Annotated in this window: 24 protein-coding genes and 2 pseudogenes; 11 read left to right on the forward strand and 15 right to left on the reverse strand. The window is 73.7% G+C overall.

The window, feature by feature from the left end:
- Positions 1-14: 14 nt before the first annotated feature.
- The gene (locus IE225_RS01125; protein ID WP_190055346.1) at positions 15-881 is read right to left on the reverse strand and encodes an MHYT domain-containing protein; all 867 of its coding nucleotides are present in this window, start codon (positions 879-881) and stop codon (positions 15-17) included.
- Between the two features lie 409 nt (positions 882-1290).
- Here IE225_RS01125 and IE225_RS01130 point away from each other — a divergent pair, with 409 nt between their 5' ends.
- Both IE225_RS01130 and IE225_RS01135 read left to right on the forward strand, forming a co-directional pair.
- Positions 1291-2163 carry a glycerophosphodiester phosphodiesterase gene (locus IE225_RS01130; RefSeq protein WP_190055347.1) on the forward strand — a complete coding sequence of 291 codons (873 nt, stop codon included), beginning with the start codon at positions 1291-1293 and terminating at the stop codon, positions 2161-2163.
- A 165-nt stretch (positions 2164-2328) separates the two neighbouring features.
- Positions 2329-2883: a methylated-DNA--[protein]-cysteine S-methyltransferase gene (locus IE225_RS01135; protein WP_190055348.1), complete on the forward strand. Its 555-nt coding sequence runs from the start codon at positions 2329-2331 to the stop codon at positions 2881-2883.
- Between the two features lie 143 nt (positions 2884-3026).
- Here the strand turns inward: IE225_RS01135 and IE225_RS01140 are convergent, their stop codons facing one another.
- Entirely contained in the window at positions 3027-3455 is a 429-nt protein-coding gene (locus IE225_RS01140) for a VOC family protein (protein ID WP_190055349.1), read from the reverse strand.
- A gap of 77 nt (positions 3456-3532) precedes the next feature.
- On the opposite strand from IE225_RS01140, the gene IE225_RS01145 reads away from it, so the two are divergent.
- Both IE225_RS01145 and IE225_RS01150 read left to right on the forward strand, forming a co-directional pair.
- Positions 3533-4480, forward strand: coding sequence for a pseudouridine-5'-phosphate glycosidase (locus IE225_RS01145; protein ID WP_190055350.1), 948 nt, complete (start codon positions 3533-3535; stop codon positions 4478-4480).
- Positions 4481-4608: 128 nt separating this feature from the next.
- Positions 4609-5532 carry a carbohydrate kinase family protein gene (locus IE225_RS01150; protein ID WP_190055675.1) on the forward strand — a complete coding sequence of 308 codons (924 nt, stop codon included), beginning with the start codon at positions 4609-4611 and terminating at the stop codon, positions 5530-5532.
- Between the two features lie 123 nt (positions 5533-5655).
- Here the strand turns inward: IE225_RS01150 and IE225_RS01155 are convergent, their stop codons facing one another.
- Positions 5656-6468 (reverse strand): methyltransferase domain-containing protein, encoded by an 813-nt coding sequence (locus IE225_RS01155; RefSeq protein WP_190055351.1) that lies wholly within the window; start codon positions 6466-6468, stop codon positions 5656-5658.
- Positions 6469-6747: 279 nt separating this feature from the next.
- Between IE225_RS01155 and IE225_RS01160 the strand changes: the two genes are divergently transcribed.
- Positions 6748-7875, forward strand: coding sequence for a magnesium and cobalt transport protein CorA (locus IE225_RS01160; protein ID WP_190055352.1), 1128 nt, complete (start codon positions 6748-6750; stop codon positions 7873-7875).
- Between the two features lie 209 nt (positions 7876-8084).
- Here IE225_RS01160 and IE225_RS01165 read toward each other — a convergent pair whose 3' ends face one another.
- On the reverse strand, positions 8085-8717 hold the full coding sequence (locus tag IE225_RS01165) for a nucleoside/nucleotide kinase family protein (RefSeq protein WP_190055353.1): 633 nt from the start codon (positions 8715-8717) through the stop codon (positions 8085-8087).
- Positions 8718-9209: 492 nt separating this feature from the next.
- Between IE225_RS01165 and IE225_RS01170 the strand changes: the two genes are divergently transcribed.
- Positions 9210-10700 carry a glutamate synthase subunit beta gene (locus IE225_RS01170; RefSeq protein ID WP_190055354.1) on the forward strand — a complete coding sequence of 497 codons (1491 nt, stop codon included), beginning with the start codon at positions 9210-9212 and terminating at the stop codon, positions 10698-10700.
- A gap of 188 nt (positions 10701-10888) precedes the next feature.
- On the opposite strand, the gene IE225_RS01175 is transcribed toward IE225_RS01170, so the two are convergent.
- From IE225_RS01175 to IE225_RS01185, 3 genes are all read right to left on the reverse strand, one after another.
- Positions 10889-11704 (reverse strand): SAM-dependent methyltransferase, encoded by an 816-nt coding sequence (locus IE225_RS01175; RefSeq protein ID WP_190055355.1) that lies wholly within the window; start codon positions 11702-11704, stop codon positions 10889-10891.
- Positions 11705-11883: 179 nt separating this feature from the next.
- Complete coding sequence (locus IE225_RS01180) at positions 11884-12162, reverse strand: DUF397 domain-containing protein (RefSeq protein WP_190055356.1); 279 nt, start codon at positions 12160-12162, stop codon at positions 11884-11886.
- Positions 12163-13023: a Sco1979 family transcriptional regulator gene (locus IE225_RS01185; RefSeq protein WP_190055357.1), complete on the reverse strand. Its 861-nt coding sequence runs from the start codon at positions 13021-13023 to the stop codon at positions 12163-12165.
- Positions 13024-13314: 291 nt separating this feature from the next.
- On the opposite strand from IE225_RS01185, the gene IE225_RS01190 reads away from it, so the two are divergent.
- The 3 genes from IE225_RS01190 to IE225_RS01200 all read left to right on the forward strand — a co-directional run bounded on the left by IE225_RS01190 (position 13315) and on the right by IE225_RS01200 (position 16778).
- Entirely contained in the window at positions 13315-14124 is an 810-nt protein-coding gene (locus IE225_RS01190) for an ATP-binding protein (protein WP_373303121.1), read from the forward strand.
- Positions 14115-14564: a hypothetical protein gene (locus tag IE225_RS01195; RefSeq protein ID WP_190055359.1), complete on the forward strand. Its 450-nt coding sequence runs from the start codon at positions 14115-14117 to the stop codon at positions 14562-14564. The genes IE225_RS01190 and IE225_RS01195 overlap by 10 nt, the downstream gene beginning before the upstream one ends.
- A 348-nt stretch (positions 14565-14912) precedes the next feature.
- Positions 14913-16778, forward strand: a complete 1866-nt coding sequence (locus IE225_RS01200) for an ABC transporter ATP-binding protein (protein WP_190055676.1) — start codon at positions 14913-14915, stop codon at positions 16776-16778.
- 219 nt (positions 16779-16997) lie between these two features.
- Here IE225_RS01200 and IE225_RS01205 read toward each other — a convergent pair whose 3' ends face one another.
- From IE225_RS01205 to IE225_RS01230, 6 genes and pseudogenes are all read right to left on the reverse strand, one after another.
- A complete protein-coding gene (locus tag IE225_RS01205) occupies positions 16998-17177 on the reverse strand; it encodes a DUF8839 family protein (protein WP_190055360.1) in 180 nt (59 codons plus the stop codon).
- A gap of 338 nt (positions 17178-17515) precedes the next feature.
- Positions 17516-17725, reverse strand: a complete 210-nt coding sequence (locus IE225_RS01210) for a DUF397 domain-containing protein (RefSeq protein ID WP_190055361.1) — start codon at positions 17723-17725, stop codon at positions 17516-17518.
- Positions 17726-17796: 71 nt separating this feature from the next.
- A pseudogene (locus IE225_RS01215) lies at positions 17797-18120 on the reverse strand (helix-turn-helix domain-containing protein); the annotation flags it as partial.
- Positions 18121-18249: 129 nt separating this feature from the next.
- Positions 18250-19014 carry a nucleotidyltransferase domain-containing protein gene (locus IE225_RS01220; protein WP_190055362.1) on the reverse strand — a complete coding sequence of 255 codons (765 nt, stop codon included), beginning with the start codon at positions 19012-19014 and terminating at the stop codon, positions 18250-18252.
- A gap of 114 nt (positions 19015-19128) precedes the next feature.
- Positions 19129-20114: pseudogene (gene pip, locus IE225_RS01225) on the reverse strand (prolyl aminopeptidase).
- A gap of 80 nt (positions 20115-20194) precedes the next feature.
- Complete coding sequence (locus tag IE225_RS01230) at positions 20195-20899, reverse strand: uracil-DNA glycosylase (protein WP_190055363.1); 705 nt, start codon at positions 20897-20899, stop codon at positions 20195-20197.
- Between the two features lie 264 nt (positions 20900-21163).
- Here IE225_RS01230 and IE225_RS01235 point away from each other — a divergent pair, with 264 nt between their 5' ends.
- Positions 21164-21757, forward strand: a complete 594-nt coding sequence (locus IE225_RS01235) for an RNA-binding S4 domain-containing protein (protein ID WP_190055677.1) — start codon at positions 21164-21166, stop codon at positions 21755-21757.
- A gap of 200 nt (positions 21758-21957) precedes the next feature.
- On the opposite strand, the gene IE225_RS01240 is transcribed toward IE225_RS01235, so the two are convergent.
- Entirely contained in the window at positions 21958-22413 is a 456-nt protein-coding gene (locus tag IE225_RS01240; RefSeq protein WP_190055364.1) for a DoxX family protein, read from the reverse strand.
- 65 nt (positions 22414-22478) lie between these two features.
- On the reverse strand, positions 22479-23219 hold the full coding sequence (locus tag IE225_RS01245; protein WP_190055365.1) for a class I SAM-dependent methyltransferase: 741 nt from the start codon (positions 23217-23219) through the stop codon (positions 22479-22481).
- Between the two features lie 130 nt (positions 23220-23349).
- Between IE225_RS01245 and IE225_RS01250 the strand changes: the two genes are divergently transcribed.
- Complete coding sequence (locus IE225_RS01250) at positions 23350-23616, forward strand: DUF6343 family protein (RefSeq protein ID WP_190055366.1); 267 nt, start codon at positions 23350-23352, stop codon at positions 23614-23616.
- The last annotated feature ends 46 nt before the right edge of the window (positions 23617-23662 follow it).

Raw genomic sequence — 23662 nt, forward strand, 5'->3', positions numbered from 1 at the left:
ACAACGGGGCCCGGTCAGCGGTTCCGCGAGGCGCGGGTGACGCGCCGCCCCGGCTGGTGGCGGGGGTACGGGGCGGGGCGCCGGGCGGAGTGGGCCACGAGTTCGCGGGCCGGCACGCCGGGCTTGTGCTCGGCGGGGACAAGGTTCGGCTTCCCCACGACCATCAGCGGATCGAACATGACCACGACACCGGCGAGGAGGAGGAAGGCGAGCGGGCCGATCAGCATCGGCGCGAGCAGGGCGGCGGGCGCCTCGCCGGCGGACGCGCCGGCCGTGCCGTGCAGGTGGACGGTGACGGCGGCCATGCCGGTGTAGTGCATGCCGCTCACGGCCAGCCCCATCACCAGGCTCGCGCCCACACTCCACAGGAAGCCCCGCACCTGCCCGGCGGCCCACAGCGCGGCGATCGCGGCGACGACGGCTATGACGACGGAGGCGGCGACGGTGAGCGTGTTGTACTCGAGCGTGCCGTCCAGGCGCATGCCGGCCATGCCGAGGTAGTGCATCGAGGCGATGCCCAGGCCGGTGACCGTGCCGCCGGTGAAGAGCGCGGCGCCCCTGGCGCCTCTGTAGCCGACGATGAAGATGCCGGCGCCCACCATGACGATGGCGAGGACCAGGCTCGCGTACGTGGTCGGTACGTCGTAGTGGATCGGGGTCTCCTTGACCGCGAACCCCATCATGGCGACGAAGTGCATGGTCCAGATGCCCGAGCCGATCGCCGCCGAGCCCAGGGCCAGCCAGGCGGGCCGCCAGGAGCCGCCGATCAGCAGGGAGCGGGTGGTGCAGCGCAGACCGAGCGCGGCGCCGAGGCAGGCCAGGAGGTAGGCCACAACCGGCGTGACGAGTCCGTAGCTGAATCCGTCGACCGTGCCCTGCATGCGCGGCTGCCCTTCCGCCTCTCGCGTCCCGGAAATCACGTGCTTCTCCCCGCCCCGGAACCGCCGGGCCGGTCAGGGTGACGCAGAGAGTATGACCCGCACGGGAGAAGGCGAACGACTCTCCGGTAAAGAAACACGGCCTCGCCCCAGTTGTGCGCCACCGGTGTGCGGATCGGCGGCCCCGTCTTCACCTGCCGGCGCCGCACCCTGTCCCGTCTGTCGTTTCATCTGCCGATTCATTTGTCATTCCGCCTGTCGTTTTATTCGCCGGTCCCGTCTGTCCGGTCCGCCTGCGGGTCCACCTGTTGGTACGCCTGTCCGATCCACCTGTTGGCCCGTACGCCCGGCGCCGATGACGCCGAGCTGTCACCCTGGAGCTGTCCGTGACCGCCCGGCACGAGGAGTGCCCATGTACGCGCGCGTTGTCGCCACCGCCGTCGCGTTCCTCGGCGTTGCCGCCCTCCTGCTCCCCGCCTCCCATGTCCGGGCGGTCGGCAGCGCGGAGCACCCGGTGGTGATCGCCCACCGGGGCGCGTCCGCCTACGCCCCCGAGAACACGCTGGCCGCCGTCGACAAGGCGGCCTCGCTGGGCATCGGCTGGGTGGAGAACGACGTCCAGCGCACCAACGACGGCGAGCTCGTCGTCGTCCACGACGACAGCCTGGCCCGCACCACCGACGTCGAGCAGGTCTTTCCCGACCGCGCGCCCTGGAAGGTGAAGGACTTCACCGCCGCGGAGATCGCGCGGCTGGACGCGGGCAGCTGGTTCGGGTCCGGGTACGCGGGCACGCGCGTACCGACGCTGGAGCAGTACCTGCGCCGCGTGGAGGCGCACCACCAGAAACTGCTGCTGGAGATCAAGAACCCGGAGCTGTATCCGGGCATCGAACGGCAGATCCTCAAGGTCCTCGCCAACGAGGGCTGGCTGGACCGGGCGCACGTCGGCGGGCGACTGGTCGTGCAGAGCTTCAACGCGGACAGCCTGCGGACCGTGCACGAGCTGAAACCCGGGATCAGGACCGGCTTCCTCGGCCGGCCGGCCGTGGCGGACCTGCCCGCGTACGCCCGCTTCACCGACCTGGTCAACCCTTCCGCCACGTCGCTGTCCCTCGGGTACGTGGCGGCCGTCCACGCCGTCACCGGGCCGCACGGCAGGCCGCTCGGGGTCTTCACCTGGACCGTCGACGACGCGGCCGGGGCCCGGCGCGTCGCCGGCTACGGCGTGAACGGGGTGATCACGAACAAGCCGGACGTGGTGCGCGACGCACTGAAGGGCCGGTGACGTCCGCGCCCGAGCCGCGCCGGGCGGATGTGGTCCGCGTGGGGCGTGAGCGGCGGCCAGGTGTCCGGATACGGGCCGGCTCCGGCCGGGGCCGGTCACCCGGTCCGGAGGGCGTTGAACCCGAGTATCGGCATCGATGTCAGTGGCGGGTCGTACGGTGGTCGCATGGACAGCCACGGGGAGGACCGGCAGCAGGTGGTGTGGGCCGTCGTCGGCACCGGCATCGGCCCACTGCTGCTGGCCGCGACGCACGACGGCCTGGTCAACGTCGTGTTCCACGCCACGGACGCGGTGCGGGACAGGGCGCTCGCCCGGCTCGCGTCACGGCTGGGCGCCGAACTGGTCGAGGCGCCCGGCTCGCCGCTGCTGACGGAGGCGATACGCCAGGTCACGGCGTACTTCGCGGGCGAGCGGCGCGTCTTCGAGCTGCCGCTGGACTGGTCGCTGGTCTCCGGCTTCAACCGGCAGGTGCTGCGCGAACTGGCCTCCGGGGTGCCCTACGGCACGGTCGTCGGCTACGGGGAGCTGGCCGGCCGGGTGGGCCAGCCGGGGGCGGCGCAGGCGGTGGGCATGGCGATGGGCGCCAATCCGCTGCCGGTCGTCGTGCCCTGTCACCGGGTCGTCGAGAGCGGCGGTGGCATAGGCGGCTTCGGGGGCGGTCTGGAGACCAAGCGGAAGCTGCTCGCCCTGGAGGGGGTGCTGCCCGAGCCGCTGTTCTGACGGTCCGGGCCGTTTCGGACGCCTCACGCGTCGGTCGTATGACGGCGGTCGGTCGCGGCGCTCTCGGTCAGTCGCGGCGCCCTCGGTCAGTCGTGGTGGCCACGGTCGGTCGTGGTGGCTGCGATCAGGCGCGGCGGTCTCGGTCAGTCGTAGTGGCGGGCCTCGAAGACGTTGCCGTCCGGGTCGCGGAAGTAGAAGCTGCGCTTGGCCTTCCCCCGCGCACCGAGGGAGTCGTGGGAGAGGTCCGAGACGGGCACCCCCTGCTCCTCCAGGCGGGAGCGCAGGGCGTCGAAGCCGTCGCGGGGCAGGGACAGGCAGACGTGGTGGACGGGGTGGCCGGCGCTCGCGGCGGCACCGGGGACCACCTCCATCCGCTCGGCCAGCGGCAGCGGGGCGAGGTCGAGGATCGTCTCCTCGTTGATGCGCACGGAGCAGAAAGGCGCCTTTCCCTCGGCGTACTCGGCGACGCGCCAAGGTCGCAGGCCGACGGCCTTCTCGAAGAAGGAGGCCGAGGCGACGGGGTCCCGGACCCACAGGACGACATGGTCGAGTCGTGGCGTGCTGTCCGTCATATGTCCAGGCATACGTCCAGGCTGGTGCCCGCCGCAGCGGGCCGCAAGGGTTTGGCCGGGCACGATGCCCGCCAGAGATGCCAGAGACGGGAGAAGACCGACAGACGGGAGGCAGGCGCGTGCTGGTGGTGTCCGAAGAGGTCCGGGAGGCGCTCGCCGCGCGCCGCCCGGTGGTGGCGCTGGAGTCCACGATCATCGCCCACGGGCTGCCGCGCCCGCGCAACCTGCAGGTGGCGCTGGAGCTGGAGGAGGCGGTACGGCAGGAGGGGGCCGTACCGGCGACGATCGCCGTGCTGGACGGGCGGCCACTGGTCGGCCTGGACAAGGAGGGCCTGGAGCGGATCGCCAACGAGGACGGTGTGCGCAAGCTCGGCCACCGGGACCTGCCGCTCGCCGTCGCGGCCGGCGCGAGCGGGGCGACCACGGTGTCGGCGACGGCGCTGCTGGCGGCCCGGGCGGGTGTCCGGGTGTTCGCGACCGGCGGGCTGGGGGGTGTGCACCGGGAGTGGACGGTGACACAGGACGAGTCGGCCGACCTGGGGCTGCTGGCCCGTACCAGGATCACGGTGGTGTGCGCGGGCGTGAAGTCGATCCTCGACGTGCCCGCCACGCTGCAGCGGCTGGAGACCCTGGGGGTGGCGGTCGCCGGGTACGGCACGGACCGCTTCCCCGGTTTCTACCTGTCCGACTCCGGCCACCCCGTGGACTGGCGGCTCGACAGCCCGGAGCAGGTCGCGGACGTGATGCGGGCTCAGGACGCGCTCGCCGCACCGGAGTCGGCCCTCGTCGTGGCCAACCCGGTCCCCGAGGACGAACAACTGGATCCCGACCTGCACGCGCGTGTACTCGCCGACGCGCTGCGCGCCTGCGGAGAGCAGGGGGTCACCGGCCAGGCGGTGACGCCGTTCCTCCTGGACTACCTGGTGCGGCACACCGACGGTGCCTCGCTGCGCGCCAACCTGGCGGCGGTGCGCGGCAACGTACGGCTGGCGGGCCGGATCGCGGCGGCGTGGGCCGAAGGGTGACGGCGGGCGGCACGGGGATGCCGCGAGAGCGGGGCTCTTCATCCGGGCGCGGTGCGGGGCCCGCGCGGGACGCGGCGGTGGAGCGGGACGGGGCGCCCCGGCGGGAGGGGGTGTCCGAGCGAGAGGAGATGTCCGAGCGGGGCGGGGCGCTCCTGGTCGTCGGGGACGTGGTGACGGACGTCGTGGCCCGGCACCGGGGGCCGCTCGCGCCGGGCACCGACACGGCCGCGGTGATCCGGACGCTGCCGGGCGGCGCGGGCGCCAACGTGGCGTGCTGGGCGGCGTACTGGGGTTGCCCGGACGTGCGGATGCTGGGCCGGGTCGGCGAGGACGCGGCGGTGTGGCACGAACGGGCGCTGGCCACCGCGGGCGTCCGGCCGTGTCTCGTCGTGGACTCGCGGGCGCCGACCGGGACGGTGATCTGCATCGTGGACACGGACGCGGCGGCCGAGCGCACGTTCCTCACCGACAGCGGGGCCTGCCTGCGGCTCGCGCCCGGTGACTGGTCGGACGCGCTGCTGGACGGGGTGGCCCGGCTGCACCTGTCGGGCTACCTGCTGTTCTCCGCGCCGAGCCGGGCCCTGCTGCGGGTGGCCGTGGCCGCGGCACGCGCGCGGGGCGTTCCGGTGAGTCTCGATCCGGCGTCGGCGGGCTTCCTCGGGGAGCTGGGGGTGGACCGGTTCGTGAAACTGACGGAAGGGGTGGACGTCCTGCTGCCCAGCCGTGACGAGGCGCGGCTGCTGACGGGGCTGGACGATCCGGTGGACGCGGCCGCCGAACTGAGCCGGCGCGTTCCGCTCGTGGTCGCCAAGCAGGGGGCCGACGGAGCCCTGGTGGCTCGTTCCGGTGCTGTTCACGCCCGGCTTCCCGCCCGGTCGGCGCGTCCGCGGGACACGACCGGGGCCGGCGACGCGTTCACGGGAGCGTTCCTCGCGGCCCTGCTGGCCGGGGCCGGGCCCGAGGACGCGGCGGTGGAGGGGTGCCGGGCGGGGGCGTGCGCGGTGGAGCGGGTGGGCGGAAGGCCGCCCGTGCGGGAGGAGAGCCGTGGCTAGCCGCTCTGTCCGGGGAGGTTCCGGCGACGGGCCACGGCTGGTCCTCGGCCGGCCCCCGGCTGGTCCGCGGCCGGTTCATGGCCGGTTCACGGCCGTGGATCTCCGTGAGCGCCCGAGGAACCGTCAGTCGCTGCCGGGGTGCTCCGCCTTCCGTCCCCGGGCCGAGATCAACGGAGCCGTGGTCAGGTCGAGACGGCCGGCGGCGATGTTGGCGAGGTGGCGGTCGACGTCCTCGTCGGTGGCGAGGCCCGCGGTGACGAGCCGGCCGCGGATCTGGCGGATCGTGGCCGCCTCCAGGGCCGCGCCGGCGGACGAGGCGAGCGGGAACCAGGCGTCGGCGGCGACCTCGCACAGGCCGGCTTCGCGCAGCAGGCGCGGGAGTTTGCGGCCGTAGGCCAGGTCGGCACCGTGGTCGGCGAGCAGGCTGCGGAAGGCGTGCCGCAGCCGGTTGGCCAGCCGCTGTTCGGGACCGTGCTCGTCGGGGCAGGCCAGGGGTTGCAGGGCCGGGTCGGCGTCCTCGACGAGGAGGTACCCGCCGGGGCGCAGGGCCGCGACCATCGACCGCAGTGCCCGTGCGCGGTCCGGCACGTGGACCAGGACGAGGCGGGCGTGCACCAGGTCGAAACCCTCGTCGGGCGGCTCCTCGGCGCCGACGTCGTGGACGCGTACCTCGACCGGTGGGCGGGCGGCCGGGGCGACGCGGGAGACGTCGATGTCGGTGGCGAGGACCCGCCCGGCCGGACCGACCCGCTCCGCCAGCCAGGACACCACGGAGGTTCCACCCGCGCCGACCTCCCAGCACCGCCAGCCGGGTCCGATGCCCAGTGCCTCGAGATGCCGGAACGTTACGGGGTCGAAGAGGGCGGTGAAGGCGTCGAAGCGCTCCGCCGCCTCGGCCTGCCGGTTGCGGAGGAGATATCGGTCGGACGGTGTCATGCCCCGATCCTCCCAGTCACCGTTCCCGCCCGGGTTCCAGCCCGGTCGCCGTTCCCGCCCGGGTTCCCGCCCAGTCATCGTTCCCACCGGGTTCCCGCCCGGGCGGGAACGGCATCCCGCCGCCCCGGGCGCTTCTCGCCGCCACACGGCCGTCCACAGGCGGGAACAAAGCGGAACTGCCTGTTCCCACAGGCCCGTACGCCGTTGACGCAATCCTGGCAGACTGGCCGGCCAGGGCGCGGAAACGCGGTGCGGGGAGATCCACCCAGGGAGATCCAGATGTCCATGGCAGGGAATCTGCGGAAGGTCACGAGCCTCGGCGGGGTCGGCGGTCTGCGCAAGGTGGCACGGCTCGCCCGGCGCCGTGACCGGGTGGATCTGAGCCACCCTGCCCGGTCGCCCCTGGGCTCCTCGGTGGTGAACTGCGTGACGTATCAGGACGGCGTCCGCACGTCGGGGACGGAAGACGTGGCGGAGGCCCTGCGGCGGGTACGCAAGGTTGGTGACGGTTTCGTCTGGCTGGGTCTGCATGAGCCGACGGAGCAGGAGTTCGCCGGTGTGGCCGAGCTCTTCGAGCTGCACCCGCTGGCCGTCGAGGACGCGGTGGAGGCCCACCAGCGGCCCAAGCTGGAGCGGTACGGGGAGAGGCTGTTCGCCGTGTTCAAGACGGTCTGCTACGTCGAGCACGAGGAACTGACCGCGACCAGCGAGGTGGTGGACACCGGGGAGATCATGGTGTTCGTCGGCCGGGACTTCGTGATCACCGTGCGGCACGGGCGGCACGGCTCGCTGGGTCCGCTGCGTGAGGAGCTCGAGTCGGATCCGCAGCAGCTCGCCAAGGGGCCGGCGGCGGTGCTGCACGCGATCGCGGACCATGTGGTCGACGACTACCTGACCGTCGCCGAGGCCGTTCAGGAGGACATCGACCAGGTCGAGACGGACGTGTTCGCGCAGAACGGCGCACGGGCCGATCCCGGCCGCATCTACCAGTTGAAGCGGGAGCTGCTGGAGCTGAAACGGGCGGTGGTGCCGCTCGGCCGCCCGCTCGAGGAACTCGCCACCCGGCCGATCCGCGTGGTGGACCCGGAGATACAGGCCTACTTCCGCGACGTCTCCGACCATCTGCTGCGGGTCGCCGAGCAGATCGCGTCCTTCGACGAACTGCTCAACTCGATCCTGCAGGCGCACCTGGCGCAGGTGACGGTCGCGCAGAACGAGGACATGCGGAAAATCACCGCGTGGGCGGCGGTGATCGCCGTGCCGACGATGGTGTGCGGCGTGTACGGCATGAACTTCGACCACATGCCGGAGCTGCACTGGAGGTTCGGTTATCCCCTGGTGATCGGCCTGATATTCGCCGCCTGCGGGATCCTCTACCGGGGCTTCCGCCGCAACGGCTGGCTCTGACCGACCCGGCCGGTCATGGTCCGCACGGCCGACCCCGATCCACCGGCCGGCTTCGCCCCTCCGCCGACCCGGATTCACGGCCGACGGGGGGCCGGACCCCGGTGGGTGGTCGGCCGGGGCGCAGGGGCTGGTCGGGGCGCAGGGGCTGGTCGGGGCGAACGTCGAGAGGACGAAGCGGAGATCGCGGCGGAGGTTGCGCACCCCGGACGTCAGCCGCTCCATGCCGGGTGGCGCGGATCGTCGGCGCGTACCAGGACGTCCGCCGTGCCGGCCGGGTCGGCCTCCGCTTCGTAGCGCTCGTAGGCGGGCAGCGTCCAGTGCTCGGCCTCGGGGGTGCGGCGGCGCAGGGCGGCCGGGGAGAGGAGGACGTGGACGGTCAGGTCGAAGGGGAACCAGTGCCGCAGCAGGAGGGGGCCGTGCAGCAACAGGAGACCGCCGGGCGGGAGTTGGACGTAGGGGCTGCGGGTGGCGCGGTCGGTGACCGGGTCCCACAGGTCGGGCAGGACACGGCCGGTCCCGCCCGCTTCCAGGGGACCGAAGACCTCCCGCCACAGGGCGCCGGTGTCGAACCAGCCGTCGTAGTAGGAGTCGACGTCCTGGCGGCCGTGCTCCAGGCGCAGCGAGGCGGGGCGCATGAAGCCGTCGGTGCCCACGACCAGGGAGGGGCGGCCGCGCACCCGCAGTGCCTCCGAGACGCGTTCGGCCAGGTCACCCGGGCGGGCGGCCGGGGCGCCGTCGAAGGCGACGCGCGGCCACGGACTGCCGTCGCCCGGACTCAGGTCGAGCAGACGATCGGCGAGCCGCTCGCCGAGCCGGTCCCAGGTGATCGCTTCCAGTCGCACACGGCCATGATGCGGCAGCCGGCGGCACGACGGTGGGGTCCGGGTGCCCGGGCTTCGTACGTGCGCGGGGGGGGGAAGGCGGTGGAGCCGCACTCGCGCCACCACATCGGGCCCCGCGCCCCCTGCTTCGATGATCTCCGCGCTCACGTCTCTCCCGACGATCACCTGGCCCTGGCCCTCGACACCCGCCCGACGGCTCCTCGCGCCCTTGACGCTTACCCGCCTCACCCCGGCGCGTATCTGACCGTTCTCGCCCCGCCTCGGCACGTACTTGACCACTCCCGCCTCGCCTCGGCATGCACTTCACCCCCTCCTGTCCCACCCGCTACCCCACCCACGCCCCGCCGCTCCAAAAGGCCGGGCAGAGACGGCAAAAGCACTCTCGGGAATTCCGCACAAGTGACCGAAGGGACGTATCGTGACCGAAAGCATGTGCCGCCCAATGACGCTCGGCCCCGTCGTACGCATCAGTCAAGGAACAGAAAGTCGGCCATGGGCGATCCCAAGGGTTTTCTGACCACCCCGCGCGAGGACTGGCCCCGCCGCCGCGTCGAGGAGCGCGTGCGGGACTGGAACGAGGTCTACGTCCCCGGGGCGCTGCTGCCCATCATCAGCAAGCAGGCCAACCGCTGCATGGACTGCGGCATCCCCTTCTGCCACAACGCCTGCCCGCTGGGCAACCTGATACCGGAGTGGAACGACCTCGTCTCCCGCGAGGACTGGCGGGCGGCGAGCGAACGGCTGCACGCCACGAACAACTTCCCCGAGTTCACCGGCCGGCTGTGCCCGGCGCCGTGCGAGACGGGATGCGTGCTCGCCATCAACCAGCCCGCGGTCACCATCAAGAACGTCGAGGTGTCCATCGCCGACCGGGCCTGGGAGGAGGGGTTCGTCCCGCCGCGCCCGCCGGAGCGGCTGTCCGGCAAGACGGTCGCGGTGATCGGTTCCGGCCCCACCGGCCTGGCCGCGGCGCAGCAGCTGACCCGGGCCGGGCACACGGTCGCCGTGTACGAGAAGGACGACCGGCTCGGTGGTCTGATGCGCTACGGCATCCCCGAGTTCAAGATGGAGAAGCACCATCTGGAGCGCCGGCTGGAGCAGATGCGGGCCGAGGGCACCAAGTTCCGTACCTCCACGGCGATCGGCCGGGATGTCGACGCGGCCGGTCTGCGTGCCCGTTACGACGCCGTGGTGATCGCCACCGGCGCGACGGCCTGGCGCGAACTGGACGTGCCGGGACGTGAACTGGCCGGCATCCACCAGGCGATGGAGTACCTGCCGCTGGCCAACCGGGTGTGCGAGGGGGATCTGGAGACGTCCCCGTTGTCCGCCGCCGGCAAGCACGTCGTCATCGTCGGCGGCGGCGACACCGGCGCCGACTGCCTGGGCACCGCGATACGCGAGGGCGCCGCGTCCGTGACGCAGTTGGACATCTACCCGCAGGCCGGCGGCGAGCGCGACGAGGAGCGCGAGCCGTGGCCGACGTACCCGACGCGGGTCTACCGGGTGTCGGCCGCGCACGAGGAGGCGCGCGACCTGCGCACCGCGCCCTACGCCGACGCGGACGCGCGGATGTTCGCGGCGTCCACGCTGCGCTTCACCGGCGACGCCGACGGGCACGTGCGCGAGCTGCACCTGGTCGGCGTGGACGACCGGCGCCGCCCGGTGCCCGGCAGCGAGCGCGTCATTCCGGCCGACCTGGTGCTGCTGGCCCTCGGTTTCTCCGGGCCCGACCGCACCGACGGGCTGGTCGACCAGCTGGGCCTGCGGCTGGATCCGCGCGGCACCATCGCCCGCGACCGCGACTTCGCCACGAACGTCCCGGGCGTCTTCGCCGCCGGCGACGCCGCGCGCGGTCAGTCGCTCATCGTGTGGGCCATCGCCGAGGGCCGCGCGGTGGCCGCGGCCGTCGACCGGTATCTGACGGGCGGTACGCGCCTGCCGGCGCCGATCGGGCCGGACGACCGGCCGATGGCTGTGTGACGGTCCCGGCCCGACCGGCGGCAACCGTCCAACGCCCCGGCCGTCGGCGGCGCTCCGGCGCCCCGACCCGCCGACGGCCGTCCGACGGCCCGCCCCCACCGGCAGCCTTCCGGCGGCCCGACCCGTCAACAACCCCTCAACGCCCCGTCAACGCCCCGCCTGCCGTCCGCACCCGGCGCCCCTCGCCGTCACGGCTTGCGGGCCACCGCCCCGTACCCCGGGATGACCCCGTCGTCCTGCCCCGGCACCGGCTCGCCCAGTTCGGGGTGCCACTGGTGGACGACGGCGACGCCGGGGTCGACGAGTTCGAGGCCGTCGAAGAAGCGGGTGAAGTCGGCGCGGGAGCGCAGGGCGAGGGTGATGCCGGCGGCCCGGAGCTTCTCGGTCGCCGCCGCGGATTCCTCGGGGGTGAAGTCGGCGGTGGCGTGGCTCATCACCAGGTAGCTGCCGGAGGGGAGTTCGGCGACGAGGCGGGCGACCAGGTCGTGGGCGCCGTCCTCGTCGGAGACGAAGTGCAGCAGCGCGATGAGCGACAGGGCCACCGGCCGGTCGAAGTCGAGGATCCGCCGGGCGCCCTCGATGATCGCGCCGGGTTCGCGCACGTCGGCCTGCAGGTACTCGGTGACGCCCTCGGGCGTGCTGCGCAGCAGGGCGGCGGCGTGGGCCAGCACGATCGGGTCGTTGTCGCAGTAGACGACGCGCGCGTCCGGCGCGATCTCCTGGGCGACCTGGTGCAGGTTGGGCTCGGTGGGGATGCCGGTGCCGATGTCCAGGAACTGCCGTACGCCGTGGTGCGCCAGCCAGCGGGTGGCCCGGTGCATGAAGGCCCGGTTGACCCGGGCCATCACCGGCACCCGCGGCTCCAGGGCGAGCATCTGCCGCCCCATCTCCTCGTCGACCGGGTAGTTGTCCTTGCCGCCGAGGTACCAGTCGTACATCCGCGCGGGATGCGGCTTGCTGGTGTCGATCTCCACGGCGTTCGTGTCGGCGTTCTGGCCGGTCATGCGGTACCCCGTAAGCGTCTGGTGTGGTGGGTGGTCACGTTGGTGTGGCGGGTGGTCACGTTGCTGTCCTGCACAAGGAACCCGGAAGAACCGGAAGAACCGGAAGAAGTCGGAGCAACTCGCGGGCGCCCGGAGGCCCTCGGAGGGGACGGGGGCAGGGCCGGAGGAGGGTCAGGAGATCAGGAGACGAGGAAGTCCGCCGCTCCCGCCTTGGCCCCCTCGATGAAGGCCGTCATCTCGTCGGAGGTGTAGATCAGAGCCGGCCCGTCCGGGTCGGTCGACTGGCGCAGGGCGACACGGCCGTCGGCGAGCTTCATCGCCTCCAGGCAGTTGCCGCCGTTGCCGCCGCTCCACGGCTTGTGCCAGCCCTCGCTGCCCAGCTCGCGCGCGGGCATGCCGTTGTAGATCCGCTCGCTGCGGACCCGCGGCGTGGCGGAGTGGGACGTGATGCGATCCATTCACAGCTCCTTGCGGAGATCCCGCAGGATCTCCTTCGTGCGTCGTGCAGTGGCGGCCTGGGCCGCCATGCGGTCCATGACCTCGAGGTAGGTCGCCACCTCGGCGCGCGCGTCGAGGTAGACGGCGCCGGTCAGGTACTCGCTGTAGACCATGTCGGGCAGTTCCGGCATGGGGAAGCGGAACAGTACGAAGGGCCCGTAGGTGCCCGGATGCGGTCCCGAGGAGAACTCGGCGACCTGGAGCGTGACCGTGGGCAGCTCCAGCGCCTCCAGCAGCCGGTCGATCTGGGCCCGCATCACCTGCGGGTCGCCGACCGGCCGGCGCAGGGCGGTCTCGTCGACGACCGCCCAGAACCGGGGCGCGTCGGACCGGGTGAGCAGCGCCTGGCGCCGCATCCGCAGCTCCACGTGCTTCTCGATGTCCTCCGGCCTGGTCTGGCCGACGGCCCCCGAGGTGAGCACTGCGCGCGCGTACTCCTCGGTCTGCAGCAGTCCGGGCACGAAGTGGGGGTCGTAGGACCGGATGAGGGAGGCCGCGCCCTCCAGGCTGACGTACATCGAGAACCAGCCGGGCAGGATGTCGTGGAACCGCTGCCACCAGCCGGGTTTGTTGGCCTCCTCCGCCAGGTGCACGAATGCCTCGGCCTCGTCGTCGGGGACGCCGTAGGCCTTCAGCAGGACCTGGAGGTAGGGGATCTTCAGCGCGACCTCGGCCGTCTCCATGCGGCGGACCGTGGCCGGTGCGACGCGCAGGATGCGGGCGGCCTCCTCGCGCTTGAGTCCCGCGCGCTCCCGCAGGTCCAGCAGGCGCCGGCCGAGGACCACCTGGCCGACGGTCGGTCCGGACCGCGGTTCGCTCACCTCTCCACCTCCACGACGTGCGTCCTGACAGCCCTGCGGCGCCGTTCCGAAGACCCGCTCGAAGGACGAGGATCCACTCGAAGAACCCCGAAGAGCCTCGAAGGACTTTTCGAGGATCACCCGGGTCTTGTGGGATCCGGACAGACCCTCGTCGGTCCGGCGTGCCGAACCGGCGCCGCTCGGCGTGCCGTTGCGAGCAGTGTGCCATGGCCACCTACTGCGCAGTACAACACTCTGCAATTTTCAGAGTGCCACTTGCCAAGTGTTTGCGTCAGGGCGATAGTGGCAAGCGTGATTCCGCCCGCGCCCTTAGGAGCAGACGCCGCCGTCGGCCTTCACGGCCTCGGTGCCGCCACGGAAGCCGTCCCGGAGACCACTTCGGAGCGGACCGCCGCCGAGCGCAGGTTCCGGTTCGAGTTGGCCGCCCACCCGGGCTCGCCGGCTCAGGCCCGCCGGCTCACCCGGGCCCGGCTGAGCGGCTGGTCGGTGTGCGAGGACACCTGCGACACGGCGGCGCTCGTCGTCTCCGAGCTGGTCACCAACGCCGTCGTGCACACGGCGAGCACACGGATCGTGTGCGAGGTGCAGGACGGCGGGAAGTTGCTGCGCATCGCCGTGCGCGACGAGGGCTGCGCCACCGGTGAGCCGCAGTCCTCCCTGCGGCTGCCGGAGGAGGAGCACGGGCGCGGGCTGCTGCTCGTCGACGCCGTGTGCCACGCCTGGGGCGTCCACGAGCACGGGCCCGGCCTGCTGGTCTGGGCCGAGCTGGCGCGCGGGGGCGACGACTCCGACGACGGCGGCGGCTCCGGCGCGGACGCCGGTCCGCGCGCCGACCTGGGCTGGGGCACCCGCCCGAAGCAGGATCCGGCCGGCGGCGATGCGGACACCGACGACGACGGCACGTCCGATTCCGGCGACGGACTGGGGCCGACGCAGGCGCACCACGCGGCGGACGCCGCCCCCGGTGCCGTACCGCACGACCGCGGTGCCGTACCGCACGGCCGTGGCGTGGGCCGGGAGGACCGCGGTCGCGGCGGCGCGTTGTCGGCGCCCCGGGTGCCGCACCGGACCGAACTCGGAACGGGGGCCGTATGGCTGTGAGCGGCGCGTCCGCATCCGGCCGGGTGCTCGCCCTGGACACGCTGGTGCGCCTGGGCCGCGCCCGGCGCACCCCGGGCGGGGACGCGCCGCTGCGGCTGCCGGTGCCCGACGGCATGACCGCGCCGCTGGGCTGCGACGCCGTGGCGGTGCCCGCCCGGCTGGGCCCGCTGGTGCTGCCGCTGCTGCCGCGCGTGGGGTGCGTGTACGGCGACGACGCGCACTGGTGGTGGATCGTTCCGTCGGACTCCGACTACGCCCTGGAGTGGCCCGCGCCCGCGCGTTATGCCGCCGGCGCCCTGGTTCCGGGGAGCGGGCCCGTTCCCGGTCTCCTCCGCCGGCCGGCCGGCACGGTCCCGTACACTCCGCCGATCCCGCTCTACCTGGCCCTGTGCCGTCTGACGGGCACCACGCCGGCGTGGTCGCGGCCGGTCACCGCGTGACCCCCGGTCGCCGCGCCGTCCGCCGCCGGCGCCTCTGAGCCACGGCGCCCGCGCCCCTGCGCCCCCCGCCCGCCGGTACGCGCCGCCACCGCCGGCGTCCGTACGTTCCCCGGCACGCTGCCGGCCCGGTGTGCGCCCGCGTACCTCGCCCGCCGGTCCACGCGCCCTGCCCGTGGCGCGCTCGCACGGCGATAGTGGCCGTTCATCCGCGGTCCGGGGCGGAACGGGAAGGGAGCGGCGGTGCGGCTGGGGCGGCTGGGAACGGGCGGAAAGAGGAGACGGCACGCGGTCGAGGCGGAGGTGTCGGAGTCGGAGCGGCTGCTGTTCGGCGGCCCGCTGCGCTACGACATGGGCTGGAACTCGCACTCCGAGGCGTTCCTGGAGCTGGGCTTCCGCTCCATGGTGACCCGTCTGCCCTCCCTGCTGGCGGAGAGTTTCCGGCTCGCCCGGCAGGCGGACCGGGCGGCGGCGCGGACCGTGCTGGCCGCCGAGACCGGCCGGGGTGCGGCGCAGGCGGTGAGCCTGCTGGCGGTCAACAGCGTGCTGGGCCGGCTGATGGGCGGCGGCGCCCTGGAGGAGCGGCTGCGCGCCACGGTCCCGGCGCTGGCCGCCATGGCGGCGGTCCTGCTGGTGGGCGCGCTGCTGCGGGCGGCGTCGACGTACGCGACCGGCCGGCTGGAGCCGAAGGTGGAGCGGGTGGCGACGGAGCGCTACCTGGAGCGGGCGGCCGCGGTGGAGCTGTCCGCGATCGAGGACCACGCCTTCCACAAGCTGCTGGACACCGCGAAGTACGGCGCCGCCTCCGCCCGCCGCATGATCATGTACGGCACGCGCGTGGTGAACGCGATGATCTCGCTGGTCGCGGCGGCCGGTGTGCTGACCGTGCTGCACCCGGTCCTGCTGCCGCTGCTGCTGACGATGACGCTGCCGAGCGCGTGGAGCGCGCTGACGAACGCCCGGCGCCGCTACGCCTCGTACCACATCTGGGTGCAGCACGCCCGCGCCGGCCAGCTGCTCAGCAACCTGCTGACCGAGCCGCAGGCCGCGCCGGAGATCCGGGTGCACGGCGTGGCGCCGTTCCTGCTGCGCCATTACCGGGCGATGTCGGAGACCGCCGAGGCCGAGCAGGCCCGCCTGGCCCGGCTCGCGGCTCGTACCGGCCTCTTCGCGGCGGGCTGGACCGGCGTGGCGACCGTGGCGACGTACACCACGCTCGGCGCGCTGCTGCTCGGCGGCGCGATGGCGCTGTCGGTCGCGGGGACGGCGGTCATCGCGATCCGCACCGGCTCGGCCAGCCTGGACACCCTGGTCCTGGAGGTGAACCAGCTCCACGAGGAGGCGCTGTTCGTCGGCGACCTGCGGCGGCTGTACGGGGAGGCGGCGCGGCGCGCGATCCCGGTCGGCGGGGAGCCGCTGCCCGCACGGCCGCGGGAGATCCGCTTCGAGCACGTCACGTTCCGCTACCCGGGCGAGGCCACCCGTCCCGCCCTCGACGACGTCACCCTCACCCTGCCGCTGGGGCGGATCATCGCGCTGGTCGGCGAGAACGGGTCGGGCAAGACGACGCTGGTCAAGCTGCTCGCCGGGCTGTACACGCCGGACGGCGGCCGGATCCTGTGGGACGGCGTGGACGCGGCGCGCGCGGACCGGCGGGCGCTGGCCGAGCGGGTCGCGATGGTCGCGCAGGACTTCAAACGGTGGCCGTTCACGGCCCGCGTCAACGTCGCCGTCGGCCGTTCCTCCGCCCCGCTGACCGAGGAGCGGATCGCGGCCGCCGTCGCCGAGGCAGGCGCCGAGGACGTCGTCGACGGGCTGCCGCGCGGGCTGGACACGCTGCTCGCCCGGCACTTCAGCGGCGGGCACGAGCTGTCCGGCGGCCAGTGGCAGCGGCTCGGCATCGCGCGGGCCGCCTACCGGCGCGGGCAGATCCTCATCGTGGACGAGCCCACGGCGGCGCTGGACGCGCGGGCCGAGTTGGAGGTCTTCGACAAGATCCGGCGGCTGGCGGGCAGCGGCCAGACGGTCGTTCTGATCACGCACCGGCTGGCGTCGGTGCGCCACGCCGACCTGGTGCACGTGCTGGACCGGGGCCGCCTGGTGGAGTCCGGCACGCCCGACGAGCTGCTGGCCTCCGGCGGCCTGTACGCCGAGCTGTACGCCCTGCAGGCGGAGCAGTTCGCGGTGCAGACGCCGACGCCGGGAACGACGGGCTGACCGCGGGCGCCCTCCCCCACGGAAGGGCGGGCCGACCGCGGGCACGACCAGGCGAGCGGCGAGCCGGGCGCCGGTCTCCGGCCGCGTCGGCGCGGCGGGTCAGCGAACCGGCGGACCGGCGGACCGGCGCGGGAACCCGGGCCCGGCCCCGGGGCGGCGGGGCCGACCGCGAGGGTCAGGCCACGGCGCCGCCCGGGGCCGCACCGGCTGTGTCGGCGTTCACGCGGCGGCGTCCCCCGGACCCTCGCGGACGATCACCAGGAAGGTGTCCGTCGCGAGGTCCATGACAACCTCCGCCGGCAGGCCTTCCAGACGCCGCGCATGCGCGAACTCCTCCGCCGGCCACGATCCGCGCGGTCCGCCGGCGGGAAAGCGCTCGAGCACCGTTCGCCCGTTCACCCTGCACCTCCGTAAACGTTGTACGTGTAGAAGTTAAACGCCTCGGCGGGGGTGAACGGCTCGCGAAGTGACGGTACTGAGACGTACTCGACATCCATTCACCGCCACGAGTGAGATGGAGATCACCTTTTCAGCCCATTCGACGACGCTCCGCGTCAACGGCCGCACTGATCGTGACGTGAGGCGACGCACACATCACAGCCGCCCCAAAGGCCGCAGCGCACCCTCGGCCTCGTCCGCGCCCTTCGCGTGCCCGGCCGCCACGGACATGCCGGGCCGCCACGGACATGCCGGGGCCCCGTGACCGGGCGGTGCGCGGTCACGGGGCCCCGGAGCGGTCACGCCTGCCGCGCGGCGAAACCGACGAACTCGGCCCACGCGCCGGGAGTGAGGCGCAGTACGGGGCCTGCCTTGTCCTTCGAGTCGCGCACGTGCAGGGCGCCCGTCCAGGCGACGATTTCGACGCATTCGCCGCCTTCGCCGCTGCTGTGGCTGCTCTTGACCCAGACCGACTCCGGCACGGTCCCGACAGAGTCTTCGACGCTCATCTCTCCCCCAGCAGCTTCTCGATGAAGGCCGGCGATTCGCGCGGTGTGAGTGCCTCGGCCCGCAGAATCCCGTACTCCTCCGTCCGCAACAGCCCCGGCACCGCCTGGTTGGCGTACACATGCAGCTCCACCGCCTGCGTCTCCAACCTGGCCGCGTCCCGGAAGAACGCCGGATACCGCGCCCGCCCCACTTCCTCCTTCCCCGCGCTCAACAACCCGCCGGCGCCCAGTACTTCGTCGGCGTGGTCGATGAACCGCGGGGGCGGGATGCGCCTTCCCTGCTCGAACGAGGCGATCGTCGAGACGGAGTAGCCCGTGCGCGCGCCGAGTTCGGCGCGGTCGAGGCCCGCCCGTTCGCGGCACAGCCTGAGCTGCCGTCCGAACAGGGTGAGGATGCCCGTTCCGGCCTCGTACTCGCCGCCGTCGTCCGTCTGCTCCTCTCCTCACGGAGCCGCCGAACCGGAGCAGCGCTTCGAACCGCCCCTTCCCGGCGATGCGCCCGAAGCAGTCCTCGGGACCGCTCCTCACCCGGCGACGCGCCGGAAGAGATCCTCCGCGGCGGAGATCACGGCGGTCAGCCGGTCGGGCTCGGGGGTGAGTTCGACCAGCAGGTCGTCCACCGCGCGCAGCCCGGCCCGCTCCAGCAGCCGCTTCTCGTTGGTGACCCACTCCCCGCGCGCCGCCAGCACCGCGTGCCCGGTCTGCGCGGCGGCCGTCGCGACCGCCCCGGCCACCTCCGTCAGGCGGCCGGCGGGCGCGTGGTTGGCCCGGGCGTAGCCGAGGGTGGCGCGTGCGGTGCCGTACCAGCGCTCGCTCGCGGTGCGCCGCAGCGGCTCCGGGTAACCGTCCGGCCGCGGCAGTTCTCCGCGCAGCACCCGGTTGAGGGCCAGCTCCGCGACCACCAGGTAGCTGGGAATCCCCGCCAGGTGGAACAGCAGCGGCTCCACCCGGAACCGCCCCTGCTCCGCCTCCGCCAGCTCGTGCTCCACGACGTCCAGGTCGCGGTAGTGGACGTCCACGCGCCGCCCGTCGACGGTCAGCCAGGCACCCCCGTTGAACACGCCACCGCCCCAGCCGCCGACCTCGGACACCTCGCCCTCCCAGCCGACGGCGCGCAGGTCGGCGGGGTCGAACGGGCCGCGGTAGTAGACGGCCAGGTCCCAGTCGCTGTCCGGGCGGTGGGTGCCCTGGGCGCGGGAGCCGCCGAGGGCGACCGCCCGCACCGTGGGCAGGGCGGCCAGGCGGTCGGCGGTGGCGTCGAGGAACTCCGGGTCGGTGAGGGACGGCATGACGGCTGCTCCAGCGGGTGTGCGCGGTGCGGAAACGGACGGGGGACTCAGTCATCCCTCGCGGGCGGCACCCGGCAGTCGCGCACGCCCACGCAGTTCACGGATCATCACGGTTCATCGCGGATCAGCACGGCTCAGCGGCGGGCGGGCGTACCGGTCCGTCGCCGCCACCAGCGCCTCCGTCATCCCCGGCATGCCCGTCCCGTGTCCGGTCCCGCCGACGACGACCAACTCGCTGCCGGGCCAGGCGTGGTGCAGTCGCCACGGTGCCCAGCAGGTTGCCGAGATCGAGGCTTCCCTGCACCAGGGTGCCGGGGACGTCCTTCAGCAGGGGCGCGTCACGCAGGACGACGCCCTCGTCGTTGCCCTCGCCCAGGAAGTGGCCGTTGCCCCAGTAGTGCGTGACCGTGCGGGCGAAGCCCAGGCGGAAGACCGGGTTCTCGAACCGTTCCACCGAGCGCGGCGGTGCCGGGAGGATCGCCGTCTCCCAGTCGGTCCAGGCCCGCGCCGCCCGTTCCCGCGTCGGCCGGGTCGGGCGACTCCAGCAGCCGGTGGTAGGCGGCGGCCAGGTTGCCGTCCCGCCGGTCCTCGGGGAGTTCCGCGACGAACCGCGCGAAGGCCGCCGGGAAGATCTTCCCCAGGCCCCGCGTCAGCAGCTCCACCTCGGCGTGGGAGCCGGTCGCGACCGCCGTCAGGACGAGTTCGGAGACGGCGTGCGGGTGCGTCTGCGCGTATCGCAGGCCGAGCACCGACCCCCACGACACTCCCCACACCAGCCACCGCTCGATGCCCAGATGGCGCCGCAGCAGTTCCAGGTCGGCGATCAGGTGGGCGGTGGTGTTCACGCCCATGTCGGTGTCGTACGCGCTCGCGTGCGGCGTGGAGCGCCCGCAGCCGCGCTGGTCGAGCAGCACGATCCGGTACGCGGCCGGGTCGAAGAGGCGCCGCGGGAACGGCGAGCACCCCGATCCCGGCCCTCCGTGCAGCACGACCGCCGGCTTGCCCCGCGGGTTGCCGCAGGTCTCCCAGTACACGCGGTTGCCGTCACCGACGTCGAGCATGCCGTGCTCGTACGGTTCGGTCTCCGGGTAGAGGGCCACCGGGGCACCGTAACCGCCGTGCGGACGCCCCGTCCCGTCATTTACGAGCGGGCGCGGGCGGGTACGGGCGGGCCCGTCATTCACGAGCGGTGCGTGGGCAGTTCGGCCGCCGCCGCGGCCGATGTCAGGACCTCGCGCAGCATCGCCGGGGTGAGCTTGCCGGTGAAGGTGTTGCGCTGGCTGACGTGGAAGCAGCCGAAGAGTTCCAGCCCGTCCAGGGACACCCGCGTGCCGTGTGCGAACGCCGGCCGCGGCCGGGTCACGGACCACCCGGCGGCGTCGAACGCGGGCAGCGCCGCCTGCCAGCCGAACGCCCCCAGGACCACCGCCGCCCGCAGCGTCGGCCGCAGCAGCCGCAGTTCCTGCACCAGCCACGGCCGGCAGGTGTCCCGTTCGCCGGGCGTCGGCCTGTTGGCGGGCGGGGCGCAGTGCACGGGGGAGGTCACCCGCACCCCGTACAGCTCCAGGCCGTCGTCCGCCGTCACCGACGTGGGCTGCGAGGCGAGCCCCACGTCGTACAGCGCCTCGTACAGCACGTCCCCGGAGCGGTCCCCCGTGAACATCCGCCCCGTGCGGTTCCCGCCGTGCGCCGCCGGCGCCAGCCCCACGACCAGCAGCCGTGCGTCCGCCGGCCCGAACCCCGGCACCGGCCTGCCCCAGTACGTCCAGTCGGCGAACGCGGCCCGCTTCGTCCGCGCCACCTCCTCCCGCCACGCCACCAGCCGCGGGCAGGCCCGGCAATCGGCGATCCGCTCGTCGAGCACGGCGAGGCTGCTGGCGTCCATGCCCCCACCGTATGCCGGGCCGGCCGCCCCGGGGCCGGGGGGCGGACGGGACCGGGGTCGCCGGACGGTCGCCGCGCCCGCTGTTCGGCGGCTGCCGTTAAGGTCGGAGGCATGGCTTTGGCTCATGAGGCTGCGGACGATCAGGGCAACGGTGCGACCGGCCACGGTGCGACCGGCCACAGCGGGACCGGACCGGGGCACGAGGACGTGGGCGCCGCGGGCGGGGAAAGCGAAGACGCGCACGCCGGCGGACCCGACGCTTCCGTGACCGGCCCGCGCGAGCACGTCACCGGCCCCGCCGCACCGGACTCCGCCCAGGCCGCGCCGGCCTCCCGCCCGGGTTCTCCCGACTCCACGGCCGCCGACCCGGAGGCCGCCGATTCCAAGGCCGCCGATTCGAATGCCGTCGATCCGAAGGTCGCCGCCGCGGTGGCCGCTGCGGAGGCGGCCGCTCCCGCGCCCGGCGAGACGGTCCGCATCGACAGCTGGATCTGGGCCGTGCGCCTGGTCAAGACCCGCTCCCAGGGGGCGGCCGCCTGCCGGGGCGGCCACGTCCGTCTGAACGGCGAGCGCGTGAAACCCGCCCACGCCGTCCGCATCGGCGACGAGGTGCGGCTGCGGCACGAGGGCCGGGAGCGGATCGTCGTGGTCAAGCGCCTGATCCGCAAGCGGGTCGGTGCGCCCGTCGCCCAGCAGTGCTACGTCGACAACTCGCCGCCGCCCCCGCCCCGCGAGGCCGTCGCCCCGGCCGGTATCCGCGAACGCGGCACCGGCCGTCCCACCAAGCGCGAACGCCGCGAGCTCGAACGCCTGCGCGGCTTCGGCCTGCCGCCCACCGGACGCCCCCGGGGCCGCTGACCGGCGCCACCTCGCACCGTCCGCGCCGTCCCGTGCGCCTGCGCGGCGCATCCCGGCGGGGCGCGGCAGGCAGCGCTTCCCGGCGGGGTGCGGCGGGCAGCGCTTCCCGGCGGGCACGGTGGCGGCCCTCCCCCGTGGGACCGCCACCGTGCCCGTCGGCTTCACGCCTCTCGCGCCTCGTGCCCCGTGTCCGTCGGCCATCACGCCCCTCGCCGGACCAGCCGCAGCAGCTTCCGGTTGCTGCCCCGCCGCGCCCACGCGATGAGCGCGAGCGGCACGATCAGCAGCAGCGGTGTGGCCGCGTACTGCCCGTCGAAGACGGTGAGCTGGACGACGAACGCGCCCACCATCAGCGCGCTCAGTGCCATGGCCGCGACGGACTGCAGGAGCGGGACGAGCAGGGCGACGGCTCCCGCGAGCTCCAGCGCGCCGATGGTGTACATGCCGGGGTCGCCCCAGCCGATCCGTTCGAAGGACTCGACGGCCGACGGGTGCGCGATCAGCTTGGGCAGCGCGCTCGCGATGCCGTAGAACAGCGCGAGCAGCACCTGCAGGACGCGCAGGGCGACAAGGGCGGCGCGACGACGGCCACGGCCGGCCGGCGTCCCGGTGGTGGCGGAGGTGACGGACGGAGTGGCGGCGGTGGTCTCGGACATGGTCTCTCCCGTGCGACGCGGTCTGTACTGCGGTCATGGAGTCAGACCGGCCCCGCTGCCCGAACTCATCGCTCCCCGGCGTCCTTTTCCACGCCTCCTTCCCGGTCCGCCGGTACCGCTGCCGGTACCGCCCGGACCCATATCCCGTCCGGCGTGAGGTACTTGTCGACCTCCAGCCCCGCCTGCGCCAGCGCCTCCTCGAACTGCCCTCTGGTCAGTGGCCGGGACCGGAAGGTCTGCGTCCAGGTGGCGTCCGGGAACACGTACTCCGCATGGACCTCGTTCACCCCGTCCCCCACCGCTTCCACCGCCAGGATCCGCACCGTGAAGCCGGCGGGGTCGACCCGCTCCCGGGGCACGTTGGTGTGGAAGTCCTCGCCCTCGCGCTGGATCAGGACGCAGCCGCCCGGCGCGACGTGCCGGGCGCAGGTGCGCAGCAGCCTCTGCCGGAGGCCGGCGTCAGCGGTGTGCACGAGGAAGGACGCCAGCATGACCACGTCGAACGTCTCGGACAGCTCCAGGTCCTCGATCGGGCTGCATATCGTGCGTGCTCCGCGCACCCGCTCGAGCATCTCGGGCGACTCGTCCACCGCCGTGACCGTGAAGCCCCGCTCCACCAGTGCGTGGGTCACGCGCCCGGCTCCGCTGCCCAGCTCCAGGATGCGCGCGCCCGCCGGCACGGCCGCCGCGACGATGTCCGGCTCCTGGCCGGCCGGCAGCCGTGCGTACAGCTCGACCGCGCATCCGTCCGGGGTGATCGCCCCGGGTCCCGTCCCCGTGTGTCCCGCTCGCGTCTTCTGCTCCATGCCCGTCCAACGGCCCGCGGGCGTACGGTCGTTCCATCCCGTCGCACATTCATCCGTTCGAGCTACGGCGGCCCGCCGGTGGAGGACGGCCGCGGCCCGCAGTACCTTGCTGGGAGGAGCGGTGGTCTCGATGCGTACGGGCAGTGAGCCGACGACCGCGCGCAGTGCTCTGCGGGCGCGCTTCTGGCTGAGCGTGTGGGGGCTGGTCTGGTCGGTCGTCGGGACGGCGGTGTTCGCGCTCGCCGGGCACCCCGGGTGGGCGGCCGTCTTCGGGGTGCTGTGGCTGGTGGTCACCGTCGATCTGGCCGTGGTCCTCAGGCATCTGCACCAGGGCCCGCACTACCAGCCGGGTCGGGACGTCCCGCCCTACCGGCCGCCGGAGGGCCACCGCCCGTAGCCACGCGCCCCGTTCTCCACGGATCCGGGGCCACGCCCCGCTCCCC

The sequence above is a fragment of the Streptomyces echinoruber genome (assembly GCF_014651135.1).
GTDB lineage: Bacteria > Actinomycetota > Actinomycetes > Streptomycetales > Streptomycetaceae > Streptomyces > Streptomyces echinoruber.